Source organism: Rhizobium acidisoli, assembly GCF_002531755.2.
GTDB classification, from domain to species: domain Bacteria; phylum Pseudomonadota; class Alphaproteobacteria; order Rhizobiales; family Rhizobiaceae; genus Rhizobium; species Rhizobium acidisoli.
In genome coordinates this window covers 194,279-215,858 of record NZ_CP035001.1, presented here as the reverse complement: position 1 = coordinate 215,858, position 21,580 = coordinate 194,279, and the positions used below count along the sequence as shown (strand labels likewise).

The 21,580-nt window shown below is 63.2% G+C and carries 20 protein-coding genes; 3 read left to right on the top strand and 17 right to left on the bottom strand.

Annotated features, from left to right (window positions below; translation table 11 throughout):
- Nucleotides 1–74: 74 nt before the first annotated feature.
- From CO657_RS29890 to CO657_RS29875, 4 genes are read right to left on the bottom strand one after another with little or no spacing between them, the layout of a single operon-like run.
- Complete coding sequence (locus tag CO657_RS29890; protein WP_003594557.1) at nt 75–1,115, bottom strand: sulfate/molybdate ABC transporter ATP-binding protein; 1,041 nt, start codon at nt 1,113–1,115, stop codon at nt 75–77.
- A 10-nt stretch (nt 1,116–1,125) separates the two neighbouring features.
- Complete coding sequence (cysW, locus tag CO657_RS29885; protein WP_054185021.1) at nt 1,126–1,998, bottom strand: sulfate ABC transporter permease subunit CysW; 873 nt, start codon at nt 1,996–1,998, stop codon at nt 1,126–1,128.
- Complete coding sequence (gene cysT / locus CO657_RS29880) at nt 1,988–2,845, bottom strand: sulfate ABC transporter permease subunit CysT (protein ID WP_012555213.1); 858 nt, start codon at nt 2,843–2,845, stop codon at nt 1,988–1,990. The genes cysW and cysT overlap by 11 nt, the downstream gene beginning before the upstream one ends.
- 8 nt (nt 2,846–2,853) lie before the next feature.
- A complete protein-coding gene (locus CO657_RS29875) occupies nt 2,854–3,879 on the bottom strand; it encodes a sulfate ABC transporter substrate-binding protein (protein ID WP_012555212.1) in 1,026 nt (341 codons plus the stop codon).
- 360 nt (nt 3,880–4,239) lie between these two features.
- On the opposite strand from CO657_RS29875, the gene CO657_RS29870 reads away from it, so the two are divergent.
- A complete protein-coding gene (locus tag CO657_RS29870; RefSeq protein WP_003594564.1) occupies nt 4,240–5,256 on the top strand; it encodes a porin in 1,017 nt (338 codons plus the stop codon).
- Nucleotides 5,257–5,305: 49 nt separating this feature from the next.
- Here the strand turns inward: CO657_RS29870 and CO657_RS29865 are convergent, their stop codons facing one another.
- The 8 genes from CO657_RS29865 to CO657_RS29820 form a co-directional block, all read right to left on the bottom strand.
- A complete protein-coding gene (locus CO657_RS29865) occupies nt 5,306–5,761 on the bottom strand; it encodes a PTS sugar transporter subunit IIA (RefSeq protein ID WP_012555211.1) in 456 nt (151 codons plus the stop codon).
- A 57-nt stretch (nt 5,762–5,818) separates the two neighbouring features.
- The gene (locus CO657_RS29860) at nt 5,819–6,511 is read right to left on the bottom strand and encodes a response regulator transcription factor (protein WP_054185022.1); all 693 of its coding nucleotides are present in this window, start codon (nt 6,509–6,511) and stop codon (nt 5,819–5,821) included.
- Nucleotides 6,508–9,216, bottom strand: a complete 2,709-nt coding sequence (locus CO657_RS29855) for a sensor histidine kinase (RefSeq protein WP_054185023.1) — start codon at nt 9,214–9,216, stop codon at nt 6,508–6,510. The genes CO657_RS29860 and CO657_RS29855 overlap by 4 nt, the downstream gene beginning before the upstream one ends.
- Before the next feature lie 179 nt (nt 9,217–9,395).
- Nucleotides 9,396–9,965 carry a potassium-transporting ATPase subunit KdpC gene (gene kdpC, locus CO657_RS29845; RefSeq protein WP_054185024.1) on the bottom strand — a complete coding sequence of 190 codons (570 nt, stop codon included), beginning with the start codon at nt 9,963–9,965 and terminating at the stop codon, nt 9,396–9,398.
- A gap of 16 nt (nt 9,966–9,981) precedes the next feature.
- On the bottom strand, nt 9,982–12,042 hold the full coding sequence (gene kdpB, locus CO657_RS29840) for a potassium-transporting ATPase subunit KdpB (RefSeq protein ID WP_054185025.1): 2,061 nt from the start codon (nt 12,040–12,042) through the stop codon (nt 9,982–9,984).
- Between the two features lie 205 nt (nt 12,043–12,247).
- The gene (gene kdpA, locus CO657_RS29835) at nt 12,248–13,951 is read right to left on the bottom strand and encodes a potassium-transporting ATPase subunit KdpA (RefSeq protein WP_054185026.1); all 1,704 of its coding nucleotides are present in this window, start codon (nt 13,949–13,951) and stop codon (nt 12,248–12,250) included.
- A 69-nt stretch (nt 13,952–14,020) separates the two neighbouring features.
- A complete protein-coding gene (locus tag CO657_RS29830) occupies nt 14,021–14,110 on the bottom strand; it encodes a K(+)-transporting ATPase subunit F (RefSeq protein WP_003594574.1) in 90 nt (29 codons plus the stop codon).
- A gap of 299 nt (nt 14,111–14,409) precedes the next feature.
- Entirely contained in the window at nt 14,410–14,772 is a 363-nt protein-coding gene (locus CO657_RS29820) for a copper resistance CopC family protein (RefSeq protein WP_003594575.1), read from the bottom strand.
- A gap of 497 nt (nt 14,773–15,269) precedes the next feature.
- On the opposite strand from CO657_RS29820, the gene CO657_RS29810 reads away from it, so the two are divergent.
- A complete protein-coding gene (locus CO657_RS29810; protein WP_054185027.1) occupies nt 15,270–16,313 on the top strand; it encodes an NAD(P)-dependent alcohol dehydrogenase in 1,044 nt (347 codons plus the stop codon).
- 15 nt (nt 16,314–16,328) lie between these two features.
- On the opposite strand, the gene CO657_RS29805 is transcribed toward CO657_RS29810, so the two are convergent.
- From CO657_RS29805 to CO657_RS29790, 4 genes are all read right to left on the bottom strand, one after another.
- On the bottom strand, nt 16,329–16,898 hold the full coding sequence (locus CO657_RS29805; protein ID WP_054185028.1) for a DedA family protein: 570 nt from the start codon (nt 16,896–16,898) through the stop codon (nt 16,329–16,331).
- Between the two features lie 33 nt (nt 16,899–16,931).
- Complete coding sequence (locus CO657_RS29800; RefSeq protein WP_054185029.1) at nt 16,932–18,299, bottom strand: FAD-containing oxidoreductase; 1,368 nt, start codon at nt 18,297–18,299, stop codon at nt 16,932–16,934.
- Nucleotides 18,296–18,757: a hypothetical protein gene (locus CO657_RS29795; RefSeq protein WP_054185030.1), complete on the bottom strand. Its 462-nt coding sequence runs from the start codon at nt 18,755–18,757 to the stop codon at nt 18,296–18,298. The genes CO657_RS29800 and CO657_RS29795 overlap by 4 nt, the downstream gene beginning before the upstream one ends.
- A gap of 89 nt (nt 18,758–18,846) precedes the next feature.
- Entirely contained in the window at nt 18,847–20,034 is a 1,188-nt protein-coding gene (locus CO657_RS29790) for an acyl-CoA dehydrogenase (protein ID WP_003594583.1), read from the bottom strand.
- 175 nt (nt 20,035–20,209) lie between these two features.
- Between CO657_RS29790 and CO657_RS29785 the strand changes: the two genes are divergently transcribed.
- Nucleotides 20,210–20,548, top strand: a complete 339-nt coding sequence (locus tag CO657_RS29785; RefSeq protein ID WP_003594586.1) for a cupin domain-containing protein — start codon at nt 20,210–20,212, stop codon at nt 20,546–20,548.
- Here the strand turns inward: CO657_RS29785 and CO657_RS29780 are convergent, their stop codons facing one another.
- Nucleotides 20,549–21,502: a LysR family transcriptional regulator gene (locus CO657_RS29780; RefSeq protein ID WP_054185074.1), complete on the bottom strand. Its 954-nt coding sequence runs from the start codon at nt 21,500–21,502 to the stop codon at nt 20,549–20,551. It lies immediately after the preceding gene.
- Nucleotides 21,503–21,580: the final 78 nt, after the last annotated feature.

Here is a 21,580-nt window from a genome sequence, read left to right as displayed (position 1 = left end):
AGATAACAAAAAGCCAAAGGGACTCTCGCCACATGAGAGTCCTGCGAGGAGTCGGGTCGTGACAACAACCTCCATCAGCTGCGGAACAGCTTCCAGCGGGTCGGTTTGAAGGCCACGCGGTGGCGGTCGAGCCTGTCGGCCTCGCTCGGCGGCAGCTCGATCTCGATATGCGGGCGGTCGTTGCCGATATCCAGCTCGATATGGCGGGTGCCGGCGACGCGGCGGCTGGAAACCGGTTGGCCGGCGATGCAGTTTTCAGCTGATTCGCAGAGCCTGACGTCATGCGGGCGGAAGTAGAGCTGCGCGGTGCCGTCCGGCTCGCCCTCGGCATTGAGGCCGAGCGAGCGGCCTTCGAAGCGGATGTCGCCGTCCGAGATTTCGACCTGCAGGCAGTTCGACTGGCCGATGAAGCCGAAGACGAAGGGCGAGTTCGGATTGTCGTAGACCTCATCCGGCGTGCCGACCTGCTCGATTGCGCCCTGGCTCATGACGACGACGCGGTCGGCGAGCTCCAGCGCCTCGTCCTGGTCGTGGGTGACGAAGACGGTGGTGTGGCCGGTGCGGTCGTGGATCTCGCGCAGCCATTTGCGCAAGTCCTTGCGCACCTGGGCGTCGAGCGCCCCGAAGGGCTCGTCGAGCAGCAGCACGTTCGGCTCGACGGCCATGGCACGAGCGAGCGCCACACGCTGGCGCTGGCCGCCGGAAAGCTGGGCCGGGTAGCGTTTTTCAAGGCCGGAGAGCTGCACGAGGTCGAGCAGTTCCAGCGCCCGCTTGCGGATATCGGCCTTGGCCGGCCGCCGCGCGCTGTTTCTGACTCGCAAGCCGAAGGAGACGTTGTCGAGCACCGTCATGTAGCGGAAGAGGGCATAATGCTGGAAGACGAAGCCGATATTGCGCTGCTGCACTGATTTCTTCGAGGCATCTTCGTCGCCGAAGAAGATCTGCCCCTCCGTCGGGCTTTCGAGGCCGGCGATCAGGCGCAGCAATGTCGTCTTGCCGGATCCGGACGGGCCGAGCAGGGCGATCAGCTCGCCGGAGCGGATGCCGAGCGAGACATCATGCAGCGCCGGGAAACGATCGAATTCCTTGCGGATGTTTTGAACGCGTACTTCCATTCCCAATCCTTCAGTGCCGCCGGCTGGCGGAGATTTCAGCGCTATAGCGCATTTCCAGCAGCGTCTTCAAAACAAGAGTGACGAGCGCCAGCAAGGCCAAAAGCGTGGCGACGGCAAAAGCGCCGGTGAAATTATACTCGTTATAGAGAATCTCCACCTGCAGCGGCATGGTGTTCGTCTGGCCGCGGATATGGCCCGACACCACCGAGACGGCGCCGAATTCGCCCATGGCGCGGGCGTTGCAGAGCAGCACCCCGTAGAGCAAGCCCCATTTGATGTTCGGCAGCGTCACGTGCCAGAAGGTCTGCCAGCCGCTGGCGCCAAGCGAAAGGGCGGCCTCTTCGTCGGCCGTCCCCTGTTCCTGCATTAGCGGGATCAGCTCGCGGGCGACGAAAGGGAAGGTGACGAACATGGTGGCGAGGATCAGGCCCGGCACCGCAAACAGGATCTTGATGTCGTGGGCGCTGAGCCACTGGCCGAGCCAGGTATTGGCGCCGAACAACAGCACGAAAACCAGGCCCGATATGACGGGAGAAACCGAGAAGGGCAGGTCGATCAGCGTCGTCAGGAAGGCCTTGCCCTTGAACTCGAACTTGGCGATCGCCCAGGCGGCGGCAACCCCGAAGATGAGGTTAAGGGGAACGCTGACACCGGCAACGATCAGCGTCAGGCGGATCGCCGAGAAGGTTTCGGCATCGCCGAGCGCCTCTATGAAGGGGCCGGCACCCTTGCGGAAAGCCTCGACAAAGACGGCGGCCAGCGGCAGCAGCAGGATCAGCAGCAGGAAGATCAGTGAGACGATGATCAGCGTGAAGCGCGCGATGCGGTTTTCGGTGGTCACCGAACGCAGCTTCACCGGTTGAGCGGTTGTATCAAGCCCCATAGCCGTACCTCCGCCTGCTCCAGCTCTGGATGAGGTTGATGACCAGCAGCATGGCGAACGAGATGATCAGCATGATCGCCGCGATGCCGGTCGCTGCCGCATAATTATACTCTTCGAGTTTGATGATGATCAAAAGCGGCGCGATCTCCGATTTGAACGGCAGGTTGCCGGCGATGAAGATGACCGAGCCGTATTCGCCGACGCCGCGGGCAAAGGCGAGCGCAAAGCCGGTAAGCACGGCGGGCGCCAGCCCCGGCAGCAGCACGCGGAAAATCGTCTGGAAGCGGTTGGCGCCGAGCGTTGCTGCGGCCTCTTCCACTTCCTTGTCGATCTCCTCCATAACCGGCTGCACGGTGCGCACCACGAAGGGCAGGCCGACGAAGATCAGCGCGATGACGATGCCGGCCGGCGTGAAGGCGATCTTGATGCCGAGCGGCGTCAGGAACTGGCCGATCCAGCCGTTCGGCGCATAGAGCGTCGTCAGGGCGATGCCGGCGACGGCGGTCGGCAGCGCGAACGGCAGATCGACCATGGCGTCGATGATGCGCTTGCCGGGAAAGCGGTAGCGCACCAGCACCCAGGCAAGCAGGATCCCGAAGACGGCATTGACGATCGCGGCGATGAAGGCGCTGCCGAAGCTGATGCGCAGCGCGTTCAGCGTGCGCGGATCGAGCGCGATCGACCAGAATTTCTCCCAGCCGAGCGCGCTCGACCGGACGGCAAGGCCCGAGAGCGGGATGAGGATCAGAAGGGTGAGCCAGGTCAAGGTAAAGCCGAGCGCCATTCCGAAACCCGGAATGACGCTCGGCCGTCTGAACCGCCACCGCGTGGGGCTATGTGCTTTCATGAAGTCTATTATTGGGCCGGCTTATAGATCTGGTCAAATACCCCGCCGTCGCCGAAGAATTTCGGCTGCGCTTCCTTCCAGCCGCCGAAGTCGTCGATGGTCGCGAGCGTCAGCTTCGGGAAGCGGGCGATATCGGCCGGATCGGCGGCTTCAGGCTTGAACGGCCGGTAATAATGCTTGGCGGCGATCTTCTGGCCTTCGTCCGAATAGAGGTAGTTGAGATAGGCTTCGGCGACCTTGCGCGTGCCCTTCTTGTCGACATTGCCGTCGACGACGGCGACCGGCGGGTCGGCGCGGATGGAGAAGCTCGGGGTGACGATCTCGAACTGGTCGGGGCCGAGTTCTTCGAGCGAAAGATAGGCTTCGTTTTCCCAGGCAAGCAGCACGTCGCCGAGGCCGCGCTGGACGAAGGTGGTCGTGGCGCCGCGCGCGCCGGTATCGAGAACCGGAACGTGCTGCAGCAGCTTAGCAACATAATCCTGCGCCTTGGCTTCATCGCCGCCATTCGCCTGCTTGGCCCATGCCCAGGCGGCGAGGAAGTTCCAGCGGGCGCCGCCCGAGGTCTTCGGGTTCGGCGTGATCACCTGCACGTCGTCCTTGACCAGGTCGCCCCAATCCTTGATGCCCTTCGGGTTGCCCTTGCGGACCAGGAAGACGATCGTCGACGTATAAGGCGTCGAATTGTTGGGGAATTTCGTCTTCCAGTCGGCCGGGATCTTGCCGGTGGCTTTGGCAATGGCGTCGATATCGCCTTCGAGGGCCAGCGTCACGACATCGGCGTCGAGGCCGTCGATGACCGAGCGGGCCTGGGCGCCGGAACCGCCATGGGAGGCCTGGATCGTTACGGCTTCGCCGTTGTCCTTTTTCCACTTCGCGGCAAAGGCGGCGTTGAAATCCTTGTACAATTCGCGAGTCGGATCATAGGAAACGTTGAGCAGCGTCTGATCCGCGAAAGCAGGAGCAATGCTCCCGATCGCGAAGCTGCCTGCCATGACCGCGGCTGCAAGGAGCCGGGTGAGCCGTTGTGTCTGCATGGGAACCCTCCTGTTTTCTGTCTTAACTCTATCAAGTCAGTCGTATAATGAAACAAAGGTTCTTCCCGTTCCGGCCTTACCGTTAGAATGTCATTCCATTTGAGGGGTGATAATGAAATAGACGTGCCGAAGTTGGCCGCGGCCAATTGCTAGGCGGCGCCGCCAAGCCGTGGCACCGTGCTTTTTCGGCCACAGTTCCTCCACGAAAGCGCCATGGTGGTGCTGATTTTTGCCCAGATTTTGCCGCGATGACACTTGCGGATTCCTATATGGCCACCGTGCGTCCGTCTATTCCGGCCGCTACGCGGGGGCATCCCTTGAAATGTGCCCCGCATTCCAAACCTGTTAGGGCCATTCAAAATGAATATCAGAACTATCCTTTTTGCCTCCGTTGCCGCCCTTGCCGCGGCCTCCGGAGCCCGCGCAGCCGACGCCATCGTGGCGGCGGAACCCGAGCCCGTGGAATATGTTCGCGTTTGCGACGCCTACGGGACCGGCTACTTTTATATTCCGGGGACGGAAACTTGCCTTTCGGTCGGCGGCTACATCCGTACCGAAGTGCGCTTCGGCGACCAGATCTCCGGCGATTCCGACGTAAACTTCTGGACTCGCGGTCAGGTCACCTTCCAGGCCAAGAACGACACCGAGTACGGCACGCTCACCGGCGTCATCACGCTGCGTTACAATGCCGACAATGCCTCCGATCAGGAAGCTCTGCTGGATGAAGGCTATATCGACATTGCCGGTTTCCGCGTCGGTAAGCTCTACAGCTGGTGGGATGACGACATGAGCGGCGAGACCGATACGCTCGCCAGCAACGAGACGACCCACAACTCGATCCGTTATCAGTACGAGTCCGGCGCTTTCGCGGCCGGCATCTCGGTCGACGAACTGGAAGAAGACTACGACACCAAGCCGGGCGAAGGCCCGAACAACTTCGGTGTCGCAGGCCAGGTTTCCTACAAGGCCGGCGCCATCAGCGCTTACCTGCTTGCCGGTTATGACACCGACACCAGCGAAGTCGCCGTCCGCGGTATCGTCTATGCCGACATCGGCCCGGGCACGCTCGGCATTGCCGGCGTATGGGCAAGCGGCGCCAACTACTACTACGAAGAGTCCGAATGGACGATCGCAGCAGAATACGCCTTGAAGATCAACGACAAGTGGTCGGTTACCCCCGGCTTCCAGTACTTCGAAAACATCGCTCTCGAAGCTGACGGCAATGGCTTCACCGGCGGCAGCGCCTACACGACTGGCGTCACGATCGACTATCGCATCGTCGACGATCTCCGTACGAAGCTCAGCGTGCAATATCACGATGAGGACGAAGGCGACGACGAAGTCTTCGGCTTCCTGCGCTTCCAGCGCGATTTCTAAGATCGTCTGATTGCTAACGAGGAGGCGCGACCTTCGGGCCGCGCCTCTTTCATACCCTGGAGTCGGCGATGAAATCGGAATAAAATTCGTCGACCGTCCTTGCCTTGCGCATGGCGGCGAGCACGCCGTCCGATTGCAGCCGCCGGGCGATGGCGGACAAGACGTTCAGATATTCGCCGCGATTGTTCTCCCCGAAAAGCAGCACGAAGGCGATATCGGTCGGGATATCGTCGATCGCCTCGAAATCCAGCGGCTGGGCGAAGCGGAGGAGCAGGCCGCGCGGGCTGGTCATGCCGTCGATCGCCGCATGCGGAATGGCGATACCGTTGCCGATCCCGGTGGAGCCGAGCTTCTCGCGCGCTTCAAGCGCTTTCAGGATGGTCTGGCCGTCAACGGAGAAAGCCTTGGCGGCCTTCTCCGCTATACCCTGCAGCGCGCGCCATTTCGTCGGCGCCGGCACGCCGATGAAGGTGTGTTCCGGCCGGATGATGTTGGGAAGGTTCATGTCATTCTCAATGCTGTTCTGGCTCAATACTGTTCGGGCAGCGGGAGGCAAGGGCGGTCAATCCGGTTCCCTGAGCCGGTAGCCGACGCCGGTCTCGGTGGTGATATAGTGCGGCTGGTCGGGAATCTGTTCGACTTTTTGCCGCAGCTGCCTGATGTAGACGCGCAGATATTGCACATCCGCCGCCGGCCCCCATACCTGCTTTAAGAGATACTGGTGGGTCAGCACCTTGCCGGCGTGCTGGGCGAGCACCCGCAGGATGTCGTATTCCTTCGGCGACAGTTTTATGTCCTGGCCGTCAACCTTGACGATGCGCTTGACGAGGTCGATCGACAGCCCGCCGGTCTGGAAGATTGCCTTTTCGCCCTGCTGCTGCAGCCGGTGGCGCAGGGCCACGCGGATGCGGGCGCCGAGTTCGTTGACGCCGAATGGCTTGGTCACGTAATCGTCGGCGCCGCTTTCCAGCGCCGTGACGATGCCGGCCTCGTCGGTGCGGCTGGAGAGGATGACGATGGGCACGGAAAGTCCTTCATCGCGCCACGCCTGCAAGAGATCGTGGCCTGATATGTCGGGCAGGCCGAGGTCGAGCACGATGAGGTCGGGCAGGCTGTCGGCCACCGACTGACGGGCGCCGGCGGCGTTTGCTGCCTCCTGCACCTCGTAACCTTGGGCGGTCAGGCCGACCCGGAGCAGTTTGCGGATCGGCGGCTCGTCGTCGACGACGAGGATTTTGACGGCTGAACCGGTCATTTGAGTTCATCCAGTTTCGGAATGTCGGTGGGCTTCGGCAGGCGGATGGTGAAGACGGCGCCGGAGCGGCCCGTCCGGTTTCCGGCCGCGATCGTGCCGCCCATCGCCTCGATGAAGCCGCGGCAGATGGATAGGCCGAGGCCGGTGCCGGCGCGCACCTGATCGCCCTTGCGCACCCGGTAGAAGGTGTCGAAGACGCGAGTGAGATCGGCGGGCGGGATGCCCGGGCCTTCGTCCGAGACCTGCAGGACGACATTGTCGGCATCGGCCCAGCCGCCGATGTGGATGACTGAGCCGTCGGGCGCATATTTCGCGGCATTGTCGAGCAGGTTGAAGATCACCTGCTCGAACAGCACCGGATCGACGCGCACCATCGGCAGGTCGGCGGGAATGCTCATCTCGGTTCTGTGCCGTTCAAGCATCTTTGCGGCGCGACGCAGAGCGCTGCCGACGATATCGCCGGCATAATGCAGCGCACTGTTCGGCTCCATCGCGCCGGATTCGATCTTGGTCATGTCGAGCAGGTTGGCGATGAAACGGTTGAGGCGCTCGGATTCGTCGACGACGGTGGAAAGCAGGTCGCTGCGATCTTCCTCCGGCATCGAGGCGAAATAATCGCGCAGCGCGCCGGCGGCGCCGAGGATGGCGGCAAGCGGCGTTTTGAGGTCATGCGAGATCGAGGTGAGCAGCGCCGAACGCAGCCGGTCGGCTTCGGCCGCGAGCCTTGCCCGGTCGACATCGGCGACGAGCTGGACGCGTTCGATGGCAAGCGCTGCCTGGTCGGCCAGCGCATCGAGCAGCCGCTGCTGCTCCGGCGTCAGCAGCGGCCCGTCGCGTCGGTCGCTGTCGAGGCCGATGACGCCGACGGCGGTGCGGCCGGTTCTGAGCGGCACGTAGAGCCGCTTGGCGCCGGGCAGCGTATCGGCGCCGCGGCCGGCGGCGTGATTGTGCTCCCAGGCCCAGCGGGCGGCGGCGATATCGGCATCGTCGAGCGTGTCGTCGGGCGGATATCCGGCCTTGACGGCGATGCTGCCCTCTTCAGGCAAGAGCAGCACGACGCGGACCTTCAGCATCGAGGCGAGCTGGAAGGCGGTTGCCCAGAGCACGTCGTCGAGCGTGCCGGTACCGGCGAGTTTCTTCGAGAAAAGATAGAGATCTTCGGTCGTGCGCGCCCGCTGCTGGGCGGCGGCGGCCTGACGCTGCACGGTCGCGGTCAGATTGCTGGCGATGATGGCGACGCCCAAAAAGAAGAACAGCGCAAGCACGCTTTCCGGATCGCTGATCGTCAGCGTGTAGCGCGGCGGCAGGAAGAAGAAGTTGAAGGACAGCGCGCTGAGGATACAGCTGTAAAGCGCCGGCCGCAGCCCATGCAGCACGGCCGAGGTCAGCACCGCCATCAGGAAGACCAGGGCGAGGTTGCGCACGTCGAGCACCTGGTCGAGCACGATGCTGACGCCGAGCGCGATAGCGACATAGACGGTTGCCAGCAGATAGGCCCGCAAATCCAGCTGCGGCGCAGTGGCGGCCGCCTTGACACCGCGCGCGGTGGTGCCGTCCTTCTCGGTGCCGGAGATGACGTGGACGCTGATCTCGCCGGTCTTGCGGATCAGCTCGTCGGTGATCGAGCGGTCCCACCAGTCGCGCCAGGTCGGCTTCTTCGGCGCGCCGATGACGATATGGGTGACGTTGTTGGCGCTGGCGTGGCGGACGAGTTCGTCGGCCACCTCGCGGCCGGGGATGGTGATCGCCTCGCCGCCGAGCTGCTCGGCAAGCCGCAGCGTCGCGGCGATGGTATCGCGCTCGGCTTCGCTGAGGTTGATCGAGCGGTTGGTCTCGACATAGACGGCCGCCCACGGCGCCCGCAGCCGCGAGGCCATGCGCGAGGCGTAACGCACCAGCGAGGCCGACCGCGGGTGATGATCGACCGAGACGAGGACGCGTTCGCCCGCCGCCCAGGGGCCCGATATTGCGTGGGCCTGCATATGGGTGAGCAGCTGATCGTCGACGCGCTGGGCGGTCTTGCGCAGAGCAAGCTCCCTCAGCGCCGTCAGATTGCCCGGCGTGAAATAGTTGGTCAGCGCCCGCTCTGCGGTGCGCGGCATATAGACCTTGCCGTCATGCAGCCGCTTGATGAGATCGTCCGGCGTCAGATCGATGATCTCGACGTCGTCGGCAAGGTCGATGATCGAGTCCGGCACCGTCTCGCGCACCCGGATGCGGGTGATCTGAGAGACGACGTCGTTCAGGCTCTCGACATGCTGGATGTTCAGCGTTGAATAGACATCGATGCCGCGGTCGAGCAGCTCCTTGACGTCGAGATAGCGCTTCGGATGGCGGCTGCCCTCGGCATTGGTATGGGCGAGTTCGTCGACCAGCACGAGGTCGGGCCTGCGGGCGAGGATGCCGTCGAGATCCATCTCCTCGAGCAGCCTGCCCTTATAGTCGATTTCGACGCGGGGGATGATCTCGAAGCCGGCGAGCAACGCCTCGGTCTCCTTGCGGCCATGGGTCTCGACGACACCGATGACGACATCGAAACCATCGGCGATCTTGGCGCGGCCGGAAAGCAGCATCTCATAGGTCTTGCCGACGCCGGGGGCGGCGCCCAGGAAGATCTTCAGACGGCCGCGCGTTTCCGCCCGGGCTTTTTCGAGAAGCGCATCGGGCGATGGCCTGCCGGCCTGGTCGCGATTGTCGTCTGGCATGCGTGTGGTCTTTCCTGTCGGCGAGGCTTGCTCCACTTTCCCTCATCCCTGTGCTCGTCACAGGGATCCAGCAGCGTCGCGTCCGCGACGCCAAGGACGCTTTTCACGCGAAAGACTTCGCGTGGCTGGATTCCTGTGACAAGCACAGGAATGAGGGCGAGGTCGTGGCCCGCCTACCTTTACTCAGTCATAGAAGCATCAAGGCTCTGATTCAACGCCAGAACATTGACGGTTGGTTCGCCGAGAAGGCCGAGCTCGCGGGCCTGGACGGCGCCGTCGACCAGCGCCTTGACCTTGGCTTCGTCCATGCTGCGCGCCTTGGCGACACGGGCCACCTGGAAGTAGGCGGCCTCGGGCGAGATGTCTGGATCGAGGCCGCTGCCCGACGCGGTGACGAGGTCGGCGGGCACCTGGGCAATGGGGTTCGTCGCCTTGGCGGACTCGTAATCGCCCTTGACGCGGTCGATCAGTTTCTGGCTGGTCGGGCCGAGGTTCGAGCCGCTGGAGGCGGCGGCATTATAGCCGTCGCCGGCAGCTGACGGACGGCCGTGGAAATATCTGTCTGAGGTGAAGGCCTGGCCGATCAGGGTCGAGCCGATCACCTGGCCGTTCTTCTCGACCAGGCTGCCGTTCGCCTGGGCGGGGAAGAGGGCCTGGGCCGCCCCGGTCATGGCGAGCGGGTAGAGAAGGCCAGTGATGGCGGTGGTGGCGACGATCATGACGACGGCCGGGCGAAATTCTTTCAACATTGTTCTTAACTCTCCTTTAAGCGAGGCCGAGGGCTGCGACGGCCAGGTCGATCGCTTTGATGCCGATGAAGGGGACGATGATGCCGCCGAGGCCGTAGATCAGCAGGTTGCGCGACAGAAGCGCGCCGGCGCCGATCGGACGGTAGCGCACACCCTTCAGCGACAACGGGATCAGCGCGACGATAACAAGCGCGTTGAAGATGATTGCCGAGAGGATGGCGCTTTGCGGCGTGGAAAGTCCCATGATGTTGAGCACGCCAAGCTGCGGGTAAAAGGTCAGGAACATCGCCGGAATGATGGCGAAATACTTGGCGATGTCGTTGGCGATCGAAAAGGTCGTCAGCGCGCCGCGCGTCATCAACAACTGCTTGCCGATCTCGACGATCTCGATGAGCTTCGTCGGGTCGCTATCGAGGTCGACCATGTTGCCGGCCTCGCGGGCGGCGACCGTGCCGGTGTTCATGGCGACGCCGACATCGGCCTGGGCAAGTGCGGGCGCATCGTTGGTGCCGTCGCCGCACATGGCGACGAGCTTGCCCTTGGCCTGTTCCTCGCGCATCAGCGCAAGCTTCATCTCCGGCGTCGCCTGGGCGAGGAAGTCGTCGACGCCGGCTTCGGCCGCGATGGCGGCTGCCGTCAGCGGATTGTCGCCTGTGATCATCACCGTGCGGATGCCCATGCGGCGCAACTCCGTGAAGCGCTCGCGGATACCGCCCTTGACGATATCCTTCAGCTGGATGACGCCGAGCAGCCTGCCGTCGCGGGCAACGGCGAGCGGCGTGCCGCCTGATTTGGCGACCTCGTCGGCGATAGACTGAAGTTCGCGGACGACCTCGCTGCCGTTCTTCGAAGGGGCGTCGCCGTTGACATAGGTCAGCACCGCATCGACCGCGCCCTTGCGGATCGAGGCGCCTTCGAGATCGACGCCGCTCATGCGGCTCTGGGCGGTGAAGGGCACGAAGGTGGCCTTGAGGCTCGCCATGTCGCGGCCGCGGATCGCATATTTCTCCTTGGCGAGCACGACGATGGAGCGTCCCTCAGGCGTTTCGTCGGCCAGCGAGGCAAGCTGGGCGGCATCGGCCAGATCCTGTTCGGAAACGCCGCGAACCGGGCGGAAGCTTGTCGCCTGGCGGTTGCCGAGCGTGATCGTGCCCGTCTTGTCGAGCAGCAGCGTGTCGACGTCGCCGGCCGCTTCGACGGCGCGGCCGGACATGGCGAGCACGTTGAAGCGGACGAGACGGTCCATGCCGGCAATGCCGATCGCCGACAAGAGCGCGCCGATCGTCGTTGGGATCAGGGTGACGAAGAGGGCGACGAGCACGATGATCGGGATCGAGCCGCCGGCATAGATGGCAAAGCTCGGGATCGTCGCGGTGGCGAGCACGAAGATCAGCGTCATGCCGGCAAGCAGGATGTTGAGCGCGATCTCGTTCGGCGTCTTCTGGCGTTCCGCACCTTCGACCAGCGCGATCATCCGGTCGAGGAAGGTCGAACCGGCGGCTGCGGTAATGCGCACGCGGATCCAGTCGGACAGCACCTGGGTGCCGCCGGTCACCGCCGAGCGGTCGCCGCCGGATTCGCGGATGACCGGGGCGGATTCGCCGGTGATTGCCGCCTCATTGACGGAGGCCACCCCTTCGATGACCTCGCCATCCGAAGGGATGATGTCGCCGGCCTCGACCAGCACGACATCGCCGACCTTGAGACTGGTGCCGGGCACCATGCGGTAGTCGCTACCATTGTTGGTGGTAAGCAGCTTGGCCTGGGTTTCGGTGCGCGCCTTGCGCAGCGAATCCGCCTGCGCCTTGCCGCGGCCTTCGGCGACGGCTTCGGCGAAATTGGCAAACAGCACGGTAAACCAGAGCCAGAGATTGATCTGGAAGGAAAAGCCGAGATTGCCGTTGCCGGCTGCGAGGTCGCGCAGGAAAAGCACGGTGGTCAGCACCGAGACCGTGGCCACGACGAACATGACCGGGTTTCTGGCAAGTGCGCGCGGGTCGAGCTTCTTGAAGGCGGCGCCCACGGCCGGGATGAGAATGCGAGAAACCATGATGCTCGCGGATTTTGCCTGGCTCATAAGAGACTCCAGCTTGGAACGAGGATGGCGAACCTTGCGGTCAGCCCTGTAAAATCTTAAAGATCGCCGCGGCGACGAGCAGGCCTGCCAGCATCACCAGGATGATGTCGGAGGCCTGTAGCCCCGGGCGGTTCCTACGTCCCGGCGCACCGGGACGTAGGTGAGAAGCGTGGCGAAGCCTGTGGCGGAGGATCATGATCTCGCCCTAGAAAGTCTGACCAGCGATCATCACCAGGTGCTCGACGATGGGGCCGAGTGCCAGCGCCGGGAAGAAGGTCAGGCCGCCGACGATCAGGATGGTGCCGACGAGCAGGCCGACGAAGAGCGGGCCGTCCGTCGGGAAGGTGCCTGCCGAGGCCGGGACCGTCTTTTTGGCGATCAGCGAGCCGGCGATGGCAAGTGCCGGGATGATGACCAGGAAGCGGCCGGCGAGCATGCCGATGCCGAGCGTCACGTTGTACCAGGGCGTGTTGCCCGTCAGTCCGCCGAAAGCCGAGCCGTTATTGGCCGCAGCCGAGGTATAGGCATAGAGGATTTCGGAGAAGCCGTGCGGGCCGGCGGTACCGATCGAGGCGACGGCGGACGGCAGCACCGTGGCGATCGCGGTGAAAACCAGCATGGCGAGCGGCAGGCAGAGAATGGCGAGAACGGCCATCTTCATTTCCTTCGCCTCGATCTTCTTGCCAAGATATTCCGGCGTGCGGCCGACCATCAGGCCGGCGACGAAGACGGCGACGATGATGAACAGCAGGATGCCGTAGAAGCCCGCACCGACCCCGCCGACGATGATTTCGCCGAGCTGCATGTTGATCAGCGGGATGAGGCCGCCGAGCGCGGTGAAGCTGCCATGCATCGCATTGACCGCGCCGCAGGAGGCGGCGGTGGTGATGACGGCAAAAAGCGAGGAGAGGGCGACGCCGAAGCGGACTTCCTTGCCTTCCATATTACCGCCGCCCAGACCGAAGGCGTGCATCAGCGGATTGCCGGCGGCTTCCGCCCAATAGGTGACGACGACGCCGGCGAGGAACAGCACGCCCATCGTGGCGAGGATCGCCCAGCCCTGGCGCTGGTTGCCGACCATGCGGCCGAAGACGTTGGTCAGCGCCGCGCCGATCGCGAAGATCGAGACCATCTGGATGAGGTTTGAGATCGCATCGGGGTTTTCGAACGGGTGGGCGGAATTGGCATTGAAGAAGCCGCCGCCATTGGTGCCGAGCATCTTGATCGCAAGCTGCGAGGCGACGGGGCCGACGGCGATCGTCTGCTGCGCGCCTTCGAGCGTCGTCGCATTGACATAAGCTCCGAGCGTCTGCGGCACGCCGAGATAGACGTAAGTGAGCGTCAGCACGATAGAGATCGGCAGCAGCACGTAGAGGGTCGCCCTCGTCATATCGACCCAGAAATTGCCGATCGCCTTGCCGGACGCACGCGAGAAGGCGCGGATGAAGGCGAGTGCGATCGCAATGCCGGTCGCGGCGGACACGAAGTTCTGGACGGTGAAGCCGGCCATCTGGGTGAGATAGGACATGGTGCTTTCGCCGCCGTAGTTCTGCCAATTCGTATTGGTGACGAAGCTGACGGCGGTGTTGAAGGCAAGCTCCGGCGGGACGGCCGCCATGCCGGCCGGATTATAGGGAAGCCCGGCTTGGAAGCGCTGCAGCGCATAAAGCGCGATGACGCCGAGAAGATTGAAGAGCAGCATGGCGAAGGCATAGGAGGTCCAATGCTGCTCCTCGCCTTCGCTGGTGCCGGCCGCGCGGTAAAGTCCCCGTTCGATCGGAACGAGGAGGGGTGACAGGAAGGTGCGCTCGCCGCTGAAGACACGCGTCATGTAGCCGCCGAGCGGTTTGACGAGCACAAGCACGATCCCGCAATAAAGCAGGATCTGAAGCCATCCGTTGAGGGTCATGGAGGTCAACTTTCAATACCCGGCTGCTTCTCGGTCGCGTATGTGCGAGCTCGGAAGCGCCGGTTCTCTTCAAAAGCGTTCTGGGCGAAGCAGAGCGTAGGTGAGGTAGACGGTGAGAAACACGGTCACGGCACCGCTCAAGATATAATCGAGGGTCATCGTCGTTTCTCCTGTCAAAGCCTGTCGCAGGCTCGTGTGTAGGCAAAGCACAGCGCGAAGAATAGGATCGCGGTGCCAAGCAGAATGATATCCATCATGATCGTGACTCCTGTTATTCTTGTTGGAGTCAGACAAGACAAAGGGCGTCATTCCCTCGGGAAGGCCGCCTTTCATGCTTTCTGGCGTGGAGATGATCGGTCGATCTCTCGGGCTTCAATATGCAGCCGGAGGCCATAAAGGTTCGAGACGGCCGGAGGGCCGTCAATATAAAAATCTTATAAATGCTTTCGGTGAGCGAGTTAAGGATCGACCCGGAACCGGTACTGGCCTTCGGCACTGCGGCCGTCCATCGAGAGGACGCGCCAGTCGACGGTATAATCGCCGGGCGCCATGGCCGGATCGAGCGGAACCTTGAAGATCGATCCCTCAGGGCCGGAGAGAAACGGCTTGCCGGTGGGAATCGCCGTCCCTCGAGCATCCAGCAGGACGGCCGTCGAACGGGCAAGATCGACCGGGCCGGTGAAGGTGAGTTCGAGGTTGGCCGGCGCCAGCCTTACTTCCTGCTCCTGAGGCGGAAGAGAGGCTTGTTCCAGCGCCGCAGACGCCTCACTTGCGATGAAGAGAAGGGAGACGAACAGACAGAATGACGCGATCGACTTCATGATGGTCTTCCTTATCGTGCCGACCCGCATGTGCCCGGAGCCGTCATGCTTCCGTGACGCCATGCCGACGCATTATTAATAACGCCGTGGGGGAAGATTTCGATCCCTAGTTTTTGCGATAACGCGCGCCGGCCGTGGCCGGGGACCTTTCGGCGGCGCGGCGATCAGATCCACAAGCCGCTGCCAGAATTGCCGGATTGACCTTGATATCGTCGGACCGGAAGACCGATTTCCGCCGGCATTGTCGTGATCGTTCTTCATCGCTCTCTGCCTGTCCTTATGACCGGGATCTCGAATGGAAAATGTACTCCCCGACGGCCTCGGCTGGAATCATACGGAGGTCTTGGAAGACAAATCTTTCGGATTATAGGAAATGGGCATTTCATCGCATGTTGAGCAAAAGCTTGATCTCAACGATTGAATTGCCGCCCCTTACAGTCTTATAGTCGCTTCAACGGCACGCGACGAACCGCGGGCAAAAGGGAAGGAAACCGATCATGACCAAAGTCCGTGCGCTGGTACTGGAGCGCCAGCATGAGCTTGCGCTTCGCGATATCGATCTGCCCCTGGAAACAGGACCGGGGCAGGTCAAGATCAAGATTCATACCGTCGGCGTCTGCGGTTCGGACGTCCACTATTATACCCATGGAAAGATCGGCCCCTTCATCGTCAACGCGCCGATGGTGCTCGGTCATGAGGCGGCAGGCACGGTGGTCGAAGTCGGGGCTGGTGTGACGCATCTGAAGGTCGGCGACCGGGTCTGCATGGAGCCCGGCATTCCCGACCCGAATTCCAAGGCTAGCCGGCTCGGCATGTACAATATTGACCCGGCCGTGACCTTCTGGGCGACGCCGCCGATCCATGGCGTGCTGACGCCGGAGGTCGTGCATCCCGCCAATTATACCTTCAAGCTGCCTGACAATGTCAGCTTCGCCGAGGGCGCCATGGTCGAGCCCTTTGCCGTCGGCATGCAGGCGGCCAGCAAAGCCAAGATTACACCCGGCGATACCGCCGTCGTCCTCGGCGCCGGGCCGATCGGCACGATGGTGGCGATCGCCGCCCTTGCCGGCGGCTGCGCCCGGGCGATCGTCGCCGATCTCGCCCAGCCGAAGCTCGATATATCAGCGCAATATCAGGGCGTCATTCCAGTCAATATCCGCGAAAAGAACCTGAGCGAAGAGGTCGTCCGGCTGACCGACGGTTGGGGTGCCGACGTGGTCTTCGAATGCTCCGGCTCGCCGAAGGCCTGGGAGACGATCATGGCGCTGCCGCGCCCGGGCGGCGTCATCGTCGCCGTCGGCCTGCCGGTCAACCCGATCGGTTTCGATGTCTCGACGGCATCGACCAAGGAGATCCGTATCGAGACGGTGTTCCGCTACGCGCACCAGTATGAGCGCTCGATCGCGCTGCTGGCATCCGGCCGCGTCGATCTGAAGCCGCTGATATCCGAGACCTTCACATTCGAGGAGTCGATCAAGGCCTTCGACCGCGCCGTCGAGGCTAGGCCGAGCGACGTCAAGCTGCAGATTGTCATGGAGTAGGGCGCCGCACCACTTTTATGAATGCCCAGCGCTCGGCCTCATCTTGCGAAAGGCAAGGGCCGCGGCGGCGGCGACAGCCGCGGCCCCGAACGCAATCAGCAGATGGCGGTGAAGGGAAAGGTGGCCCAATATCTGCTCGATGCCGTGCCCGAACAAATAGCCGAGCGCGGTGAAAAGCTGCCCCCAGATCAAAGCGGCGATGGCGTTCAGGATGACGAATTTTCCGGTCGATATCCGCGTTGTCCCGATGACGATGGGACTGATCGTCCGCAATCCGACGAGGAAACGAAACGCAAGGATGAAGCCGGTCGGATATTTTTCCAGAAGTTGGGTAACGCGGGCGAGCGCCGGCTTTTCCATCAGCCGGCGGACGAGGCTCCAGCGGGCCGCGTAACGGCCGGCAAAGAACCAGAACTGATCGCCGGCGAAGGATCCGGCCGTGGCTGCGAGCGACGCCGACCAATAGGGAAGCAACTCGCGATGAGCGATCACGCCGCCGAGAAAGGCGGCCGTTTCGCCTTCGAAGGCAGCCCCCAGAAAGATCGCCAGCAGGCCGTAATTTTCGATCAGCAATTCGATGGACACGCGGGTTCGCCTCCAGCTCTTCCCGAGGTCAGGTCACGGCTGAACCGGCTTCAGATCGCCAAGCAGCGTCGGGATCAGCTCCGACACCGTCGGATGGATCGGCACCGACCATTGTAAAGCGGGATAGGTAGTCCCGGCATTCATCGCATCGATCAACCCGTGGATCACCTCGTCGCCCTCGATGCCCAGTATCGCCGCGCCGAGGATTTTCTTGGTCTCGGCGTCGGCAATCACCTTCATGAAGCCCTTGGTCTCGCCGCGCTCGTTGGCCCGGCCGACCCGGCTCATCGGCCGGGTCGAGACCATGATCTTGCGCCCCGACTGCCGCGCCTGTTTCTCGGTCATGCCGACGCGGCCGAGCGGCGGGTCGATATAGAGCGCATAGGCCGGAATGCGGCTCGAAACCTTGCGGTCGTCGCCGTCGAGCAGATTGGCGGCGGCGATCTCGAAATCATTGTAGGAGGTGTGGGTGAAGGCGCCGTGGCCGTTGCAGTCGCCGAGTGCCCAGATGCCCTCGACATTGGTGGCGAGCCTGTCGTCGACGATGATGAAGCCGCGTTTATCGGTGACGACGCCGGCGGCATCGAGGCCGAGATCGTCGGTGTTCGGGGTGCGGCCGGTGGCAATCAGCACATGGCTCGCATCGATCGTCGCCGAGCCGGCGGTGACGCTTACCCCGCTGCCGTTTCCCGCAAAGGCGATGTTGCCGGCATCGGTGTGGACGCCGATGCCTTCGGCGCGCAGGATCTCGGCGATCGCATCGGATATATCCTCGTCCTCGCGCGATGCGAGCTTCGGCCCGTGCTCGATGACGCTGACTTCGGCGCCGAAGCGGCGATACATCTGCGCAAATTCCAGCCCGATATAACTGCCGCCGATCACCGCCAGATGCCGCGGCAGCGTGTCGAGCTGGATGATCGAAGTGCTGGTGAGGTAATCGATATCATGGATACCCGGCAGCTCGGGGATAACCGGCCGCGCGCCGACATTGAGGAAGATGCGCGGCGCAGTCAGCGTCTCGCCATTGACGCTGACAGCCTTCGGGCTCTCGAAACGGGCGTGGCCGTAGATCACGCTCATGCCGTCCATGCCGCCGAGCCAGCCGATCAGGCCGTTGCGGGCATTCATCGTCACGGTTTCGGCGCGGGCCCTCACCACCTTCATGTCGATGGCGATTTCGCCGGGGATGTTGACACCGTAGGCGGCGCCGCTTCTGGCGACATGGGCGGCGCGGGCGCTGGCGACCAGCGTCTTGGTCGGCATGCAGCCGGCATTGACGCAGGTGCCGCCAAGGAATTTGCGTTCGATCAGCGCCACCTTCATGCCCTTGTCGGCCATGCGGGCGGCAAGCGACGGGCCGGCCTGGCCGGCACCGATAACGATAGCGTCGAAGTTTTTCATGCGACGGCTCCCACGATCAGCACCGCGCCGATGACGGCGACGGCATCCTCGATAAGGGCGGCCGGCAGGTCCTTGCCGAAGGAGACGGCAAGCCGGCTGCGGGCGGCAGCGCCGCCATAGGTGCCGATGACGGCGCCGATCACGCCGGCAATCAACCCGCCGAAGAGCAGGCCGCTGGCGGCCCCGATCGCAGCACCCGAGAGCGCGCCTGAGACGATGCGGGCACCGAACTGCATCGGCACCTTGCGCGACGGCGTCGACGGCAGCTGGTCGGCGGCCAGCTCGGTGACCGCGAGGATCGTGAAAATCCACGGCGTCCAGCGATAGCCCATGAAGGCAAGCGGCGTCTGCGACAGGTCGAACCAGCCGAGTGCTGCGCCCCAGGCGACGGCGGCCGGCGCCGTCATGGTGCGAAGGCCTGAGATGACACCAATCAGCAATGCAAGAAGCAGAAACATGCGATCCCCCTCATTGCCGGCTTTGTGCCGCGAGAGGGAAGGTTGCACATTGTCAGGCGCGTGGCAATTCGCCTTGCCCTGCAGGCGAGTTAGTTCGCAAACGCGGCGATGCCGGTGATCGCCCGGCCGATGATCAGCGCGTGGATGTCGTGGGTGCCCTCATAGGTGTTGACCACTTCGAGGTTGACGAGATGGCGGGCGATGCCGAATTCGTCGGAGATGCCGTTGCCGCCGAGCATATCGCGGGCCGCGCGCGCAATCTCCAGCGCCTTGCCGCAGCTGTTGCGCTTGAGGATCGAGGTCAGCTCCACCGGCGGATGACCTTCCTCCTTCATGCGGCCGAGCCGCAGGCAGCCCTGCAGGCCGAGCGAGATCTCCGCCGCCATGTCGGCGAGCTTCTTCTGGATCAACTGATTGGCGGCGAGCGGCCGGCCGAACTGCTTGCGCTCCAGCGTGTATTGCCGCGCCCTGGCGTAACAATCCTCGGCAGCACCAAGCGCGCCCCAGGCGATGCCGAAGCGGGCCGAGTTGAGGCAGGTGAACGGTCCCTTCAGGCCGGTGACGCCGGGCAGAAGATTTTCCTCGGGCACGAAGACCCCGTCCATCACCACTTCGCCGGTGATCGAGGCGCGCAAGCCGACCTTGCCGTGGATGGCAGGCGCCGAAAGCCCCTTCCATCCCTTTTCGAGGATGAAGCCACGGATCAGCCCGTCCTCGGTCTTTGCCCAGACGACGAAGACATCGGCGATCGGCGCGTTCGAAATCCAGGTCTTCGAACCGGTGAGGCTGTAGCCGCCGTCAACCTTTTTCGCGCGTGTCGCCATCGAGCCAGGATCGGAGCCGTGATCGGGTTCGGTCAGGCCGAAACAGCCGATCCATTCGCCGGTGGCGAGTTTCGGCAGGTATTTCAGCTTCTGCGCTTCAGAGCCGAAGGTGTCGATCGGCACCATCACCAGCGAGGACTGCACGCTCATCATCGAACGATAGCCGCTGTCAACCCGCTCGACCTCGCGGGCGATCAGGCCGTAGGCGGTGTAACCGAGGCCGGCGCCGCCGTAATCCGGCGAGATCGTCGGTCCGAGCAGGCCGAGTTCGCCCATTTCGCGGAAGATTGCAGGGTCGGTCTTTTCATTGCGGAAGGCGTCGAGAACGCGGGGCGCGAGCTTTTCCTGCGCATAGGCATGGGCCGTATTCTGCACCATGCGCTCCTCGTCGGTCAGCTGCTCCACCAGGCGGAACGGGTCGGCCCAGTCGAAAACCTCGCGCGTATGCTGCATGTCGGCGTCTCCTCACCCTTGATTTCAGGCTTGCCTCATCAAAGGTCGCATAGACCCGACAGCCGACCGCGTCAACAGAAGCCCGCCTCATCGAAAAGACAGGGCGCGCCATCTTTTCAAAAGCGCCGGCATGCTCCACTTTGCCGGCGATCGATTCTGGAACGAGGAGGCGGAAATGTCGTCAAGCGATCTGTTCGTATCGGCCGAAGGCGCCGAATGGGTCAATCCCGAGCCCGGCGTTACCAGGCGCATCATGACCTACCTGCCCGAGATGATGATGGTGGAAGTGGCCTTCGAGAGCGGCGCCGTCGGTGCGGCCCATTCGCATCCGCACATTCAGGCAAGTTATGTCGCCGAGGGCAGCTTCGAAGTGACGATCGACGGCCGGACCGAGGTGCTGCGCCAGGGCGGCAGCTTCATCGTGCCCCCCAATCTCGTCCACGGCGTCAAGGCGCTGGAAAAGGGCCGGCTGATCGATACCTTCACGCCGCACCGCGCCGAATTTCTCAAATAGTCAGATTTCGGCTTCCGATCGGCGCACCGGGCCCGCTGGAGTGACATAGGGCGGCACGAAGCGCGCGTCCTCGCCGCGCACCGCCTCGCGCAGGAAGTCGATGACGGCGCGCACCCGCGGCGCCTGTTTCAGGTCGCGGTGGCAGGTGATCCAGTAGTGGCGCTTGAGGTCGATCTCCTCGGGCAGCACGCGCACGAGCTCGGGATAACGGCTGGCGAAGAAATAGGGCAGGATGCAGAGGCCGAGGCCGTTTCGGGTGGCGGTCAGCTGCGCGAAGATGCTGGAACTCTGGAACTGCGGTTTGATGCGCGGATGCACATCGCTGAGATAATCCAGGCCCGGCGCGAAAATCATCTCCTCGATATAGCTGACGAAGGGATGCTCAAGCAGGTCCTCGCGGCAGGTGATGGCAGGCGCCTTTGCCAGATAGTCGCGCGAGCCGTAGATCTGCAGGTGATAGTCGGTCAGCTTCTCGGCGAAATAAGGTCCGCCCTTCGGCTCGTCGAGCACCACGGAAAGATCGGCCTCCTTGCGCGACAGCGACATGATCTGCTGGATCGTCACCAGCTCGAGCGAGAGATGCGGATGCTGGGCGGCAAACCGGTGCAGGACCGTGGCGAAGAAGAAATTGGCAAAACCTTCAGGCGCGCTGAAGCGCACGAGGCCGCGCTGCGCCATCGAGCCGTCGGCGAGGTCGGCGCGCAGCCGCTCGGTCTCCTGCTCCATTTTCTCGGCCGTTTCGACAAAACGCGTGCCCATGGCGGTCAGCACATAACCCCGCGGATTGCGCTCGAAGAGCTTGACCTTGAGGGTGAATTCCAGCCGGTCGATGCGCCGCGAGACGGTCGCATGGCTGGAGCGCAGCTGGCGGGCCGCCGTCGACAGCTGTCCAGTGCGGGCGACGGCTAGAAAAAACTGAAGATCGTCCCAAGTAAACTGCGGCGGATTGTTCATCGCGATCCCCATCTGTTCAAAAACGAACAGATACTGTTTGGAATTAGTTGTAAACCACCCGTTGCTTCAACGCGGAAT